Consider the following 13,960-nt stretch of genomic DNA (forward strand, 5'->3'; position numbering starts at 1 on the left):
CCTCTTGATTTTTTTACACTATTTATTTCCCTAGCCTAAGCCGTCTCTTTCATTATACAACAAAAAAAAGAAAAGCGTGGCATTCGCTACACTTTTCTGAAAAACTTATGATTTACACTCGAACTAGAGACTGTTCATGCAGCGATTCTGCGATTTGGATAGAGTTCCAGGCAGCACCTTTCAGCAAATTGTCCGCTACCACCCAAAGATGCAGACCATTCGCTACATCTAAATCTTTTCGAATCCGACCGACGAAGGTCTCTGTCTTACCGACACTCGTCAGTGCTTGTGGATAAATCTGCTGACTTGGATCGTCTTGCAGAACTGCTCCGGGAGCTGCTTTGATCCACTCTTTGACTGCAGTCAATTCCGCAGGTTGTTTTGTTTCGATATAAATAGATTCTGAGTGCCCGCTAAAGACTGGGATCCGAACACAAGTAGCCGCTACTTGGATCGCTGAGTCTTCCATGATCTTTTTGGTTTCATTGATCATTTTCCACTCTTCATAGGTGTAATCATCTTCCGCAAAAACATCGATCTGCGGCAAGGCATTGAATGCGATGGGATAGTGTTTCTTGTCACCGCCCGCTGGCATGATCTCTGGTGCCAACTGATCAGCTGGTGTTCCTGACAAGTAAGCTTGAGATTCCCGTGTCAATTCTGCCATTGCCTTAGCACCGGCACCTGAAACAGCTTGATACGTCGAAACAATGATCCGCGATAAACCTGCGTGTTGCCGAATCGGTTCTAATGCCACCATCATCTGAATCGTTGAACAATTTGGGTTTGCGATAATCCCTTGGTGTTTTGCTAAAGCATGAGCATTTACTTCGGGAACCACTAAAGGGACATTCGGATCCATTCGGAAGTAGCTCGTATTGTCGATTACGACCGCACCGCTTTTAACCGCTTCTGGGGCAAATTGCTTGGAGATACTGCCGCCAGCACTAAATAAAGCCAAATCTACTCCAATAAATGAGGTCGTAGTTAATTCTTGAATGACCAAAGTGGCTCCTTTGAAGACACAGGTTTTCCCAGCTGATCGCTTTGAAGCCAATAGAATCAATTCCTTGATCGGCAATGTAGTCTTTTCTAACATCTCAATCATTTTTGTTCCAACTGCGCCAGTCGCACCAACAACAGCTACCCGGTACCCTCTATCCATTTGATCACTCCTCGAATAAAAATACATTTTTACTAGTTTATCATATTTAAGCAAAAAGAAAAGACCTTACATAAGCATTCTCAGAAAGAAAAAGAAAAAATCTGAAAATTCCCTCTTCTTTCGCTTTTTTTCAAAAAAGGGTTGTTTTTCGACTGTTATTATTTGTCACATCTACGGGTTATAGGCTATAATATTAGTAGAAAGAATTTTGGGGAAGATTCTTTCCAACGTGCATGGGGAAATAAAACCCAATCAGCCTAAATGAGGCAAGACCTGTTTTAACAGATCTTGCCTCATTTTATTTTTTAATTATTGCTGATTTCATTGTTGATTTTTGCAATGACAAATCCTTTATTATCAATGATCATTGTCTCATCTTCGATCTGCATAAACTGATCTAATAAAATTTCCTCTGGGCAAGACAATGTGAGTTGATCTTCCCCGGTATTAAAGATTCCAATGATTCGTTGCGCACCTAATTCCCGCTCAAAAATGATCAATCCTTCTTCTTCAGAAATCACGTTCCAATTCAAAGAGCCCTCTGAAAGGATTTTTTGATGACTCTTGCGCAAATGAATCAAATCAGTTGTGAAGCGCAACAAATCGCGGTCTTGTTTTTCTTCTTCCCAAACCATACATTTCCGGCAATCCGGATCCATATCCCCGGTCAAGCCGATTTCATCGCCATAATACAGGCAGGGAACCCCTTGCTGCAAGTAGGTAAAAGCCATCACCTGCCGCATCAGGTCCTTATCGCCCCGTGCCAATGTCAATAGACGCGGCGTATCGTGAGAATCCAAAATATTGAATTGGACTTGATTTGTCTGGTCCCGATAAAGCATCAATTGATTATTTAGTTCCGAGACCATCTTTGTCATTGATATTTCGTCTTTGACGAAGTATTCAATGATTGCATCTGTAAAAGCATAGTTCATGACTGCATGGAATTCGTCCCCTTGGAGCCATCTTTGAGAAGAATGCCAGATCTCTCCTAAAATATAAAAATCGTCTTTGGCTTCATCACAGACTTGACGAAATTTCTTCCAGAAATTATGGCTCACCTCATTGGCTACATCCAAGCGCCAAGCATCGATATCAAATTCTTCGATCCAGTAACGAGCAATTTTCAGGAGATAGTCTTGAACATCCGGATTCTCTGTATTCAGCTTCGGCATATGCGGGGTAAATGCAAACACATCATACGTGATATCATAAGCATCTTCAAAATCTTCGCCTTCTTTATAATTGACAGGGAATTCATTGATATGGAACCAATCGGCAAAGGGGGAATCTGCACCATTCTTAATGACATCGAGCCATTGGTGGGAAGTATCCCCCATATGATTGAAAACTGCGTCAAGCATGACCTTGATTCCTCGTTTGTGGCATTCTTCCACCAAACGTTTGAAGGTCTCATTATCCCCAAAAGCTGGATCAATCGCTAAGTAGTCGATCGTATCATATTTGTGGTTGGAGTAGGCTTCAAAAATCGGACAGAAATAAATCCCATTGATCCCTAGCGAAACGAGATAATCCAGATGATCGATCACGCCTTGTAAATCTCCACCAAAAAAATCTTGCCGATCGGGATTTTTGGACCCCCAAGGCAATGTGCCTTCGGGATCATTGGATGGATCACCATTCGCAAAGCGCTCCGGAAAAATTTGATACCAGACTGTTTCTTTGACCCATTCCGGTACTTTGAACCGATCCGCCTCTTGAAAGTAAGGCATCCGAAAATAATTGTTGTTCATTTCTAAATTTTGCTCTTCAAACGGATAGACCCCATGATCACCATAGAAAACATGGAGACCGTCAAAACTTTCAATAGAGAAGCCGTAAGACAATCGGCGAAATTCTGCACTCACGGTCACTTGCCAATAATCGTGCAAGTCAGTAGAGAGAATTTTATCCATTTCGATTCTTCGTTGATACCAAGCTTCTTTGTATAACGTATACGGATCCCCGCATAATAATTGCACGTGACGCACATCTTGACGAGCTGTGCGCAGCCGAATGTGCATTTTGTCTTTTTCAAATAAATAAGCAAATTCACTTTCTGGACGATGATAGATAGCAGTAGTATTCATAGCAGACTCCTTTAATTATTTGTTGTCTCTATTTTCCCACACACAAGAAGAGAATACAAGAGAAATATGCAATCGATTGCTTTCTTGTATTCTTTTTATAAAAGGTTAAAAAAAATAAACTCAACATCAAATAACAAAAACACAGCAATCGTTTGCATTAGTAGAGATAGCGAATCCGTTACTTGATCGCAGGATGGTTCGAGCAGTTATGTTCTTTTAAAATGTCATACTTTCGCAACAAGCCAATCACCAAAGTCAAGGCTTGATAAAGCTCTGTAAAATCTGATGGGCGCATCGCTGAAACCTTCTCATTCAAGCGATCCTCAATTTGTTGTTTTTTGCGACTGAATAATTCTCTCCCCGCATCACACATGAAGACATTGACTCTGCGGCGATTGGTTTCATTGGTTTTACGCATGACAAACCCAGCTTTTTCCAATCCAGCAATTGATCGACTAATCTGTACCTTCGATGTGCCGATTTGTCTTGCTAATTCAGACATCGTAATTCCTTCATTCGTTGAAATCAACACAAGTTCCAGAATCTCCATTTTTGTCAATTTTAAATCTTCTAACCCAACTTCTTCAAACAAAAGGTTCCCTAATAGCGAGAAAACTTCTGCAAATACTGAAATATCAAACTTTTCTACTGCTTTTGGCATTTTCTCCCTCTTTTCTTTCTCTATAGTTTAGTATAAGAACTTCTGCAAAACAATAACGATTGTTGATTTTTGTTAACTGTTATGATAGCTTTTAAACAGGATGAAAAAAACATGAAAATGGCAGGAAAAGAGTGACAGCATGCTAGAATTAAAGGATATCAAGAAGTATTATACGGTTGGATCAAGTACCACCAAAGCATTAGATGGTGTTTCGGTAGCTTTCCGAAAACAAGAATTTGTAGCCATCTTGGGACCAAGCGGCTCCGGAAAAACCACCATGCTAAACGTAATCGGTGGATTAGACAACTACGACTCTGGAGACATGGTCATCAACGGGAAATCGACCAAATCATTCAAGGATCGTGATTGGGATGCCTATCGGAACAATTCGATCGGTTTTGTATTCCAAAGCTACAATTTGATCAGTCATTTAGGGATCATTGATAACGTCGAATTAGGGATGACCTTAAGTGGTGTATCAAAAGAAGTCAAACGGGCGAAAGCAGAAGATGCTCTGACACGGGTTGGCCTTGCGGATCATATACACAAAAAACCAAATCAACTTTCTGGTGGACAAATGCAGCGGGTAGCGATTGCTCGAGCATTAGCCAACGACCCAGATATTCTTCTTTGTGATGAACCAACTGGCGCGTTGGATTCAGAGACTAGCGTCCAAATCATGAAGTTGATCCAAGAGCTTTCCAATGAAAAGCTAGTAATTATGGTTACTCATAACCCGGAACTAGCCAATCAGTATGCAGATCGTATCATCGAGTTCAAAGATGGTCGGATCTTAAAAGATTCTAACCCGCATATCGAAGGTCAAAAGAAAGATCAATTTGAATTAAAGCACACAAAAATGAGTTTTCTCACTGCATTGCGCCTTTCTTTTAATAATATTCGTACCAAAAAAGGCAGAACTTTCTTAACAGCGTTTGCCTCAAGTATTGGAATCATCGGAATCGCCATCGTCTTGTCTTTATCGACCGGATTCCAAAAGCAAATCGATAATACACAGTCTGAAACATTGGCCCGTTTCCCGATTACGATCTCTAAAGTAACGACGGAACAAGACCCTTCTGCAATCAGTACTCGTACTAAAGAAGAGGATTTCCCGTCCACTAAAGAAGTGACCGCAAAACTGAGTGACGCTGACCGGGCAACCCATATCAATAATATTGATCAGGACTTTCTTGACTATCTCAATAAAATTGATCCTGAGTTAAGCAACAACATTGGCTACACTCGTTCGACTTCGTTGAACTTACTGCGTAAGGTCGATGATAAAGTAGAACAAGTCAGCTTTTCAAATGCTTCAGCTGATAACGAGCAGACAAATGCCATGATGTCCGCAATGAGTGCTTCGACGGGAATCGGCGTTTCAACCTTCCCAGAACAACTATCTGAGGAAAACGGCAACTTCCTGAAAGACAACTATGATTTGCTGCAGGGAGAATATCCTGCAGCAGCAAATGACGTTGTACTGATCGTTGACGAGAACAACGTGACGAACGTCAACGCATTGATCAACTTAGGATTTGATATCAAAGACGGCGATAAAGTGTCTTTCGATGATATCGTAGGAACAACAGTCAAGTTGGCACTTAACGATGCCTTTTATACTGAATTGCCAACTGGGAACTTTATCCCAAATCAAGATTTAACAGCTGTTTATGACAACAGTGCAAATAAAGAATTAAAAATCAGCGGGATTTTACGTATCAAAGAAAAATCTACGATGAATTTGCTTTCTACCGGGATCGCTTATAGCGATGCATTAGCCCAAGAAGTTATCAAAGAAAACAAAAACTCGGCAATCGTCAAAGCCCAAAAAGACAGTGATATCAATGTTATGACCAACGAAAAAATCGATGCTAGCACGCGCGATTCTCTAATCGATTACTTAGGTGGCAGCGACTTGCCAAACAGTATTATGATCTATCCAAATGATTTTAGTTCCAAAGAAAAAATCTTGGACTATCTTGATGCTTACAACAAAGGCAAAGATCGTAAAGATCAAATCGTTTATTCTGATTTAGCTGGAACCATGACGCAATTGACCGGCGGCTTGATGGATGCCATCACTTATGTTCTGATTGCTTTTGCCGCTATCTCATTAGTGACGAGCATGATTATGATCGGTATCATCACCTATACTTCAGTTTTGGAACGTACGAAAGAAATCGGCGTCCTAAAAGCTTTAGGTGCGCGTAAAAAAGATATCACTCGTGTCTTCGATGCTGAAACATGTATCCTTGGGATTGCTTCTGGTGCATTAGGTGTCTTGATTGCTTGGTTAGCTACTTTCCCAATCAACGCGGTCTTATACAATATGACTGATCTGGAAAATGTTGCACAACTGAATCCAGTCCATGGATTGATCTTAATTCTGGTCAGCACGATCCTAACCATGATCGGCGGCCATATCCCAGCACGGATGGCAGCGAAAAAAGATGCTGCGATCGCTTTGCGGGCAGATTAATTCTTTCTAACTAGTCACAGCTAAAGAGAGCATTGCAGCTGTCAGTTAATGGTGCTCTCAACAAAACAAAAAGTACTCGAAAATGACTTTTCGAGTACTTTTTGTTTTATGCCTGCGATAAGCTCTTTTGTAACCTGAAAATCCGGGTTATAGAGGACTGCTCCTTTGAGTTTGTGGATGGTCTGCTTCCACTAAAAGAAAGCATTCAGCTAGAGCAGCCAGCACTTATCTTCTATTCTCTTTAACTCTCTTTAATCTTAGTCAATGATTTCTCCATTACTGCGGATAACTTTTTGATACCAAGCAAAGCTATCTTTTTTGATTCTTTCGCCACTGCCTTTTCCATAATCATCACTATCTACATAAATAAATCCATAGCGTTTGCTCATTTCACTAGACGAACAGCTGACTATATCAATGGGTCCCCAAGCATAGTAACCGCGCAGATCCACACCGTCTTTGATTGCTTCTTTCATGGCTCGAATATGATCTCGATAATACTCTATACGATAGGAATCATGAATGCTCCCATTTTCCAATTTATCAAAATAGCCAATCCCATTTTCAGTGATATAAATTGGACACTGATAGCGATCATAAAACTCATTTAAAAGAATTCTCAAGCCAATTGGATCAATTGTCCACCCCCAAGGATTTGCTGGTAGTTCCTTATTTCTGTGTGGTCCTAAATCCTTATCGTAAGAGTCTTGATCGCATATTTGTGTATAGTAGTAAGAAAAAGACATAAAGTCTGCCGTATGCTTCAGTGCTTCTTCGTCATCTTCTCCAAAAGTTACATGAATGCCTTTATCATCAAAGTAACGGAAAGCATAACCAGGATAGCGGCCGCGAAGTAAGACGTCTGCAAAGAAATACTCCATTTGATTTAATTTTAATGCAGCTAGAACATCTTCCGCCTTGCTAGATGCCGCATAAGATGGACCGCCACAAAGCATCATGCCGATCTCATTATCTGGATAATGTGCATGCGCATATTTTGTAATCAATGCACTAGCAACCATTTCATTGTGTACTCCTTGATATTTAGCAGAAAGCAAATCCTCTACTGCATCCTCAGGAATTCCAAGATGATTGAACGATTCATGGACAATTAAATTGATTTGATTAACCACTATCCACTTCTTTACTTTGTCATGATAGCGATCTAGCAGAACTTGACCATAACGGACAAAGAAATCAATAACTTCTCTTGAATACCAGCCTTTATACGAAGTTGTCAAATGAAGTGGCATTTCATAGTGAGACATTGTGATCATTGGTTCCATACCATTTTTTATTATTTCATCAAATAAATCGTCATAAAACTGCAAACCCGCTTCATTCGGCTCCAACTCATCTCCGTTTGGAAAAATTCTTGCCCAGTTGATAGAAGTCCGAAATGTTTTTAGCCCTAATTCAGCAAGCAATTTCAAGTCATCTTTATACGTGTGATAGAAATCAATTCCCCACCGTTTTGGAAAAATTCGCTCTGTACTGTTCATTGCTTCTTTGATATAAGCTGTCGTTATTTCCATATTAGATTTCTTTTCTAAGTCAACATCTGGAAGAAACTCATTAATATCTGCCACACACCAGCCTTTTCCGTCTACATCCCACGCACCTTCAGCTTGATTGGCTGCAATAGCACCGCCCCATAAAAAATCTTTTGGAAAACCTTCAGGTATTTTAGTCATTTTCTTCCTCTCTTTCCAGTCTACTCTCCAATTGCTCAATGCGCCGATCATAGGCTTTAAAAATTGCCAGCATGCGTTTAGCAATATTTATCTCACTGTAAATAGTCATCAATGTATCCTGTGCATGTGCGAACAACACAGAATACTCTCCATCTTCACCAGATGTTTCAGCCGTAATTGCATCTGTCTGTATGCGGTGTGCCTGTACAATCTCCTCATTTGCTTGCTTTATTTCAACTTCAGCCAGTGCAAAATCATATGATTCAATCGCTTTCAAGGCATCCATACAATGCTTTCTGGCATCTCCAGCATGTAGAATTATCTGCATGGCATGTTGAACGATTTGTTCTTTCACCATTCTAAGACCTTCTTTCACAATTATCTTTCTATACTCTTTCAGTTGCTTCAGCAGCTTCTCTTTCGCATTCTTGTTTTTCATAGGCTTTAAAAAATGGATACCAAATCGCTGCCGCCACGACAAAAACAATCAGCATTAGCAGAATGCCTGAAATTGTTCCGGTAGTTAGCCAAGTGGCAATCGGAAATGGACAGTACCACATTTGAAACATGACTGTTGGAATAGGTGCAAAAGCAATGACTTTCGTAAATAACCAGACAATTAATGGCAATATCAACCCTTGTAACCACATCGGAACCATCAATAGTGGGTTCCAAGCAATACAGCCAAAAACAATCGGTTCATTGATATTAAAAATCGTCGGAGCAACCGAAGCCGTACCCAAGGCTTTTAATTTTTTTGATTTGGAGCGCATCAACATAAAAACAAGAGGCATTGTACAGCCGATACCGCCAATCCATAGATAAGCAGAATAAATAGTTGGATCAGTTACTAAATTCATTGCCTTTCCGTCAATATTTGCTTGAATAGCAGTCAATAAAACTGGATTTAAAACAGGCGTTAATACCCATGTTGAAATTCCCAACGAATAGAGGAAACAAACAATCAACATCATCAATGAAAAGCCCCATGGCGTCTCAATCACACTTTGTAATGGCATAAAGATGGCTAGAACAGCATTGTAGACATCAAAGCCAAGAAGATCAACGAAGATCCATCCGGTAAGGACAACAATACCGATTGGCAGCATAGCATCAAACCAAGAGCGGACAAAATCGGGAATCACCGATTCCTCACTGAAAAAAGAAAACTTTCCAAATAAATTCAACACCATACCAGCGAATAGTCCTGCAACAATTGCAATAAACATTCCCCCTGCACCAAGCGCACTATGACTAAAACCAGGTTCTCCGTCAGCAATGACTTGTGGAGAAATAATAATCAAAAATAAGATGATTCCAGACATTCCAGCATTGATTCTTTGCTTACGCAGTCTTTTTTTCTCCATCAAGTTGAAAGGAATCAGAAAAGATATGACAAGTGAGATCATCCCCATCGTCCATCCGTATGGCGTCCAGAAATTGGGTAAACTTGGAAAATAATCATTTAAAATTGCCAGCATACAAAAGACCGATCCTAAGAAAATTAATGGCAAAGCCTGCATGATTGAGTCTTTAAGAGTCACGATCCAAACGTTATGATTGATTTTATTCATTTTGGGCGTAAAGCTGTTTTCCAGCCAGTTAATTAAGGATTGCATTTTATTCCCTCCATTCTGAAAGCTACTGTACCTCTTCCAACAAGTGATCCAAAGCTTGTTTTCCGTTTAATGTGGCATAGTATTCAGGCTTCATCAAAATCACTTTCACTGGTGCATCACCAACAAATTCTTCTACTTCATCCAAAATATACGCTAGATGGGGACCAACCATTAACGCATCAATGTCGTCAATGTAGTTTTCAATCTCACTTTCACCGCGAGCAGTAATTTTTATCTCCAATCCTTTTTCAGCAGCAGCTTTGCGAATATTAGCAGCCATAAAACCTGAGCTGGCTCCAGATCCACACACAAGTAAAACATTCAATTTTTTCATGATTTTTCTCCCCCAATTCAATTTTCATTGATAGCGCTATCAATTACAGTTATACTATAGTCAATCTACAGCGGTGAAACAAATATTCTTTTGCACTGCAGTGGTGAAAGAGAGGGTGTCAGCTAATGAAAGCAAAGTATATAAAACTTCTTCACTATCTAAATGAGCAAGACAATTGGGTTTCCTCCACTCAATTAGCGGAAAAATTTGGGTTATCCAAACGGACGATAAAATCGTATATCGCAGATATTCAAGACAATGAATCTGATTTGATCCTTTCTTCAAACAAAGGCTATCGAGTGGTAGCAAGTAATCTGGTCACTTTTTTCAATAACACAGAAACAAGTGTCCCTGAAACACCTACTGAACGAACTGCTTATCTCCTTTTGCGACTGATTTCAACCGAGGAAGCTCTGTCTGTTTATGATCTAGCAGAAGAACTATTTATCAGCGAGTCCACATTATTGAGTGATGCAAAAAAACTTAAAAAAAAATGTTCTGAACTGGCTATCGAAGTCAGACTGACCAAAGATACACTACAGTTGATTGGGACAGAAAAAGCGAAAAGACAATTAATCCATCAGACATTGCTATCCGAATTGGATAATCATTTCGTTGATATGACTAAGCTACAAGAAAGTTTTATAGATTTTGACCTTGATTATATCAAGGAAATTATTGCCGAACTTTTTTCAGACTATGATTTTTTCACGAATGATTATGCGTTAACAAATATAGTTATTCATCTAGCAATTGCCGTAGACCGTATGAAAGGAAATTTTCAGTCTCCTGAAGCAGAAGCTCAAGCGCCTCACTCAATCCATCCGACAGTACTAAAAATTTCCGAAAAAATCGCGGAAAAAGTAGCGGAACGGTACGGTATTCGTTTTCCCAAAGAAGAAATTCGTGATTTAGCTATCCTAATTTCAGCGAATGGAACTAGCGTGAATTTCACTCAAATTTCACCTGATGAGTTAGAGAAGGTCACGGACAAAAACTGCCTTGACTTAGTAAGAAAAATTCTAGCAAAAGTGGATGAATTATACTTTATTGATGGCAATGAACCTGAGTTCTTCATTCGATTTGCCCTCCATATAAAGAATTTACTGTATCGGATCAATAACGGCTACTCTTGTAGAAACCCAATGACAGAAACACTAAAAAAAGAATGTCCGCTCATCTATGATTGTGCCGTCCAGGTTTCTCATGTCATTCAAAAAGAAATCGGTTATACGATTAGTGAAGACGAAATTGCCTACATAGCTTTTCATTTAGGCTATGCGTTAGAAATTCAAAAACAGCGTACGAATAAAATAAACTGCACGATTCTAGTGCCTCATTACTACAACATGAATATTCAGGTGATGGAAAAGCTTCAGAAAAATTTCTCTGATGACCTTGAGATCCAGAATATTCTTACTAGTGAAAAAGAGTTGCAGTATGTAGATACAGAACTGATTGTGTCTGCTGTTAAACTGAAGCAAGTGATCGCTACCCCATACGTGATCATTAATCCTTTTTTTACCCTTGAAGATCGGCAACAAATTACCGCCAAGATCTTTGATATCAAAGAAAAAAAACGAAAAGAACAATTTGTGAAAACCTTTCTATCGCTTGTTGATAAAAAGCGATTCTCATATACAACTGAAAATCAAAACTCCGCAGAATTGCTCAAACAATTATGTGGTCAAATGAAAGAAGAAGGAATCGTGGACGAGACCTTTTATCCACAAGTAATTGAGAGGGAGCAACTTTCTTCTACTGCCTTTGGTTCAGTGGCTATTCCACATTCACTGACAATGAATGCCAATCGTACGGGGGTTGCGATTGCCGTCAATCCAAAGGGGATCCAGTGGGGAAATAATCGTGTCACATTGGTTTTTTTGATTTCCATCAATTACCATAACCGTCATGTGTTTCGGGAAATTTTTGATGATCTGGCCATGATTTGTACAGATGAACAAAACATTCATAAATTAAGTGCCATAACCACCTTCGATGAATTTGTAGACACGCTGACACAGTGTTTTATCAGCAACAACACAAAACAATGATACTTTTTATTATTGATAGCCATACACATCGTACAATAGTGGGCAGCCTCTTGGTTGTTCTTTGATTAATAAACTTGGTTATTAACATTCTAAAGGCTGCTCGTCTTGTTCTTTTGACATAATAAGAATATAAAAAAGATCCTGATAAAAGTTCATTCATCCTCCACATACAATCCAGCGTCAAGAAGCGCTCAAAATCATCAATTTTGAGTGCTTCTTGTTTTTTATGTTTCTTAAGAAAATTTTCGGTCTTTCTAAACAAGTGGGATCAAATAGATTTCCCTCATTCATCAATTCTATGTAGAGCAACATTCCCTATTTTAGATTAGGATTGATCAATCCAACAATCACCAATCACCTTGGCAAACGAAATCTGTCCTTTTCTAATATCTGTTTTTTTAGTTAATGCAAACTTTCAGAAGTTTTTCTCTTGAAAAATTCATAAACAAGGAATACAATAAGATTGTTTTTAGGTACACCTAAAAAGATAGGATGTGACAGAATGAATGAAGAAAAAAAATTGATCCAGGCAGCAAATGGACCTAGCTTGGAAGAAATAAACAATACCGTAGCTATTCCCAAGGATGGGAATTTTTGGCGTAATCTTTTAGCTTTTTCTGGCCCCGGAGCGTTAGTCGCGGTTGGGTATATGGATCCTGGTAACTGGATCACTTCAATCGGGGGTGGTGCCGAATATGGTTATCTCCTGCTATCCGTCATCTTGATTTCAAGTCTGATTGCGATGTTGCTCCAATACATGGCAGCTAAACTAGGGATTGTCACCCATATGGACCTCGCACAAGCAACCCGTAAACACACCAGTAAAAAGCTGGGCTTTTTCCTTTGGATTATTACCGAGTTGGCGATCATGGCAACAGATATCGCCGAAGTAATCGGTGGAGCAATTGCTTTGAATCTATTATTCGGTCTACCATTAGTTGTAGGGGTCTTTTTGACGATTTTCGATGTCTTTTTACTGCTTTTCTTGATGAAATTAGGCTTTCGAAAAATCGAAGCCATCGTGATGACCTTAATATTGGTGATTCTGCTTGTTTTTGCTTACGAAGTGATTATTGCTCAGCCTGATCTTCCGGCACTTGTTCAAGGCTTCATTCCCCAAAAACAAGTATTGAACCCTGGACAGCTGACCATGGCATTAGGGATCGTTGGCGCGACCGTCATGCCCCATAATTTGTATTTGCATTCGTCGATTTCACAATCAAGAAAGATTGATCGGACGAATCCGCAAGAAGTCGCTACAGCTGTTCGCTTTGCCACATGGGATTCAAATATTCAGCTTTCGGCTGCTTTTGTCGTTAATTGTCTGCTGCTGATTTTAGGGAGCGCATTGTTCTTCGGTCACAGCGAAGAAGTCGGCACTTTTTCAGCGCTGTATGATGCCTTACAAAATTCAGCGATCGCGGGAGCGGTGGCTAGTCCAGCCCTTAGTGTTCTTTTTGCCGTAGCATTACTGGCTTCCGGACAAAACTCAACTATCACTGGAACACTGACAGGACAAGTCGTCATGGAAGGCTTCATCCATATGAAGATTCCAACATGGGCAAGACGATTGATCACTCGTGGCCTTTCTGTCGTACCTGTTTTACTATGTACCCTCTACTTTGGCGGTAATGAACAGGCACTAGATAATCTTTTGATCTATTCACAGGTCTTTTTGAGTATTGCATTACCAGTCTCAATGATTCCATTGGTTTACTTTACTAGTTCCAAAAAAATCATGGGCGAAAAGTTCAAGAACCCTCTGTGGGTCACTTCTCTGGGCTGGATTTGCGCCATCGCATTAACAGTCCTCAACATTCGCTTGATCATCGAAACAATGTCTGGTATTTTTTAAAAAAAG

General features: G+C 39.7%; 10 protein-coding genes. 3 read left to right on the plus strand and 7 right to left on the minus strand.

Translation table 11 applies throughout. The features are described 5' to 3' along the window. Positions 1-112: 112 nt before the first annotated feature. From HED61_RS00445 to HED61_RS00455, 3 genes are all read right to left on the minus strand, one after another. Positions 113-1,165 (minus strand): aspartate-semialdehyde dehydrogenase, encoded by a 1,053-nt coding sequence (locus HED61_RS00445; RefSeq protein WP_005472640.1) that lies wholly within the window; start codon positions 1,163-1,165, stop codon positions 113-115. A 305-nt stretch (positions 1,166-1,470) separates the two neighbouring features. Next, positions 1,471-3,255 carry a glycoside hydrolase family 13 protein gene (locus HED61_RS00450; protein ID WP_219645435.1) on the minus strand — a complete coding sequence of 595 codons (1,785 nt, stop codon included), beginning with the start codon at positions 3,253-3,255 and terminating at the stop codon, positions 1,471-1,473. A gap of 178 nt (positions 3,256-3,433) precedes the next feature. Next, positions 3,434-3,916, minus strand: a complete 483-nt coding sequence (locus HED61_RS00455; RefSeq protein ID WP_103300396.1) for a MarR family winged helix-turn-helix transcriptional regulator — start codon at positions 3,914-3,916, stop codon at positions 3,434-3,436. Between the two features lie 139 nt (positions 3,917-4,055). Here HED61_RS00455 and HED61_RS00460 point away from each other — a divergent pair, with 139 nt between their 5' ends. Continuing rightward, complete coding sequence (locus tag HED61_RS00460) at positions 4,056-6,398, plus strand: ABC transporter ATP-binding protein/permease (RefSeq protein ID WP_219645436.1); 2,343 nt, start codon at positions 4,056-4,058, stop codon at positions 6,396-6,398. 257 nt (positions 6,399-6,655) lie between these two features. On the opposite strand, the gene HED61_RS00465 is transcribed toward HED61_RS00460, so the two are convergent. From HED61_RS00465 to HED61_RS00480, 4 genes are read right to left on the minus strand one after another with little or no spacing between them, the layout of a single operon-like run. After that, entirely contained in the window at positions 6,656-8,092 is a 1,437-nt protein-coding gene (locus HED61_RS00465; RefSeq protein ID WP_113850204.1) for a glycoside hydrolase family 1 protein, read from the minus strand. After that, the gene (locus HED61_RS00470; RefSeq protein ID WP_003128748.1) at positions 8,085-8,447 is read right to left on the minus strand and encodes a PTS lactose/cellobiose transporter subunit IIA; all 363 of its coding nucleotides are present in this window, start codon (positions 8,445-8,447) and stop codon (positions 8,085-8,087) included. The genes HED61_RS00465 and HED61_RS00470 overlap by 8 nt, the downstream gene beginning before the upstream one ends. Before the next feature lie 31 nt (positions 8,448-8,478). Further along, on the minus strand, positions 8,479-9,711 hold the full coding sequence (locus HED61_RS00475) for a PTS sugar transporter subunit IIC (RefSeq protein ID WP_003128746.1): 1,233 nt from the start codon (positions 9,709-9,711) through the stop codon (positions 8,479-8,481). Between the two features lie 22 nt (positions 9,712-9,733). Further along, positions 9,734-10,045 (minus strand): PTS sugar transporter subunit IIB, encoded by a 312-nt coding sequence (locus HED61_RS00480; RefSeq protein WP_103300393.1) that lies wholly within the window; start codon positions 10,043-10,045, stop codon positions 9,734-9,736. A gap of 125 nt (positions 10,046-10,170) precedes the next feature. On the opposite strand from HED61_RS00480, the gene HED61_RS00485 reads away from it, so the two are divergent. Further along, on the plus strand, positions 10,171-12,099 hold the full coding sequence (locus tag HED61_RS00485; RefSeq protein WP_103300392.1) for a BglG family transcription antiterminator: 1,929 nt from the start codon (positions 10,171-10,173) through the stop codon (positions 12,097-12,099). A 502-nt stretch (positions 12,100-12,601) separates the two neighbouring features. Beyond that, the gene (locus tag HED61_RS00490) at positions 12,602-13,954 is read left to right on the plus strand and encodes an Nramp family divalent metal transporter (RefSeq protein ID WP_103300391.1); all 1,353 of its coding nucleotides are present in this window, start codon (positions 12,602-12,604) and stop codon (positions 13,952-13,954) included. Positions 13,955-13,960 lie beyond the last annotated feature (6 nt).

The organism is Enterococcus gallinarum (genome assembly GCF_021496385.1).
GTDB classification, from domain to species: domain Bacteria; phylum Bacillota; class Bacilli; order Lactobacillales; family Enterococcaceae; genus Enterococcus_D; species Enterococcus_D gallinarum.

Bases quoted from the DNA above. Each gene is read 5' to 3' on its own strand.
- HED61_RS00445 (WP_005472640.1), bottom strand. From the start codon at position 1,165: ATGGATAGAGGGTACCGGGTAGCTGTTGTTGGTGCGACTGGCGCAGTT.
- HED61_RS00450 (WP_219645435.1), bottom strand. From the start codon at position 3,255: ATGAATACTACTGCTATCTATCATCGTCCAGAAAGTGAATTTGCTTAT.
- HED61_RS00455 (WP_103300396.1), bottom strand. From the start codon at position 3,916: ATGCCAAAAGCAGTAGAAAAGTTTGATATTTCAGTATTTGCAGAAGTT.
- HED61_RS00460 (WP_219645436.1), top strand. From the start codon at position 4,056: ATGCTAGAATTAAAGGATATCAAGAAGTATTATACGGTTGGATCAAGT.
- HED61_RS00465 (WP_113850204.1), bottom strand. From the start codon at position 8,092: ATGACTAAAATACCTGAAGGTTTTCCAAAAGATTTTTTATGGGGCGGT.
- HED61_RS00475 (WP_003128746.1), bottom strand. From the start codon at position 9,711: ATGCAATCCTTAATTAACTGGCTGGAAAACAGCTTTACGCCCAAAATG.
- HED61_RS00480 (WP_103300393.1), bottom strand. From the start codon at position 10,045: ATGAAAAAATTGAATGTTTTACTTGTGTGTGGATCTGGAGCCAGCTCA.
- HED61_RS00485 (WP_103300392.1), top strand. From the start codon at position 10,171: ATGAAAGCAAAGTATATAAAACTTCTTCACTATCTAAATGAGCAAGAC.
- HED61_RS00490 (WP_103300391.1), top strand. From the start codon at position 12,602: ATGAATGAAGAAAAAAAATTGATCCAGGCAGCAAATGGACCTAGCTTG.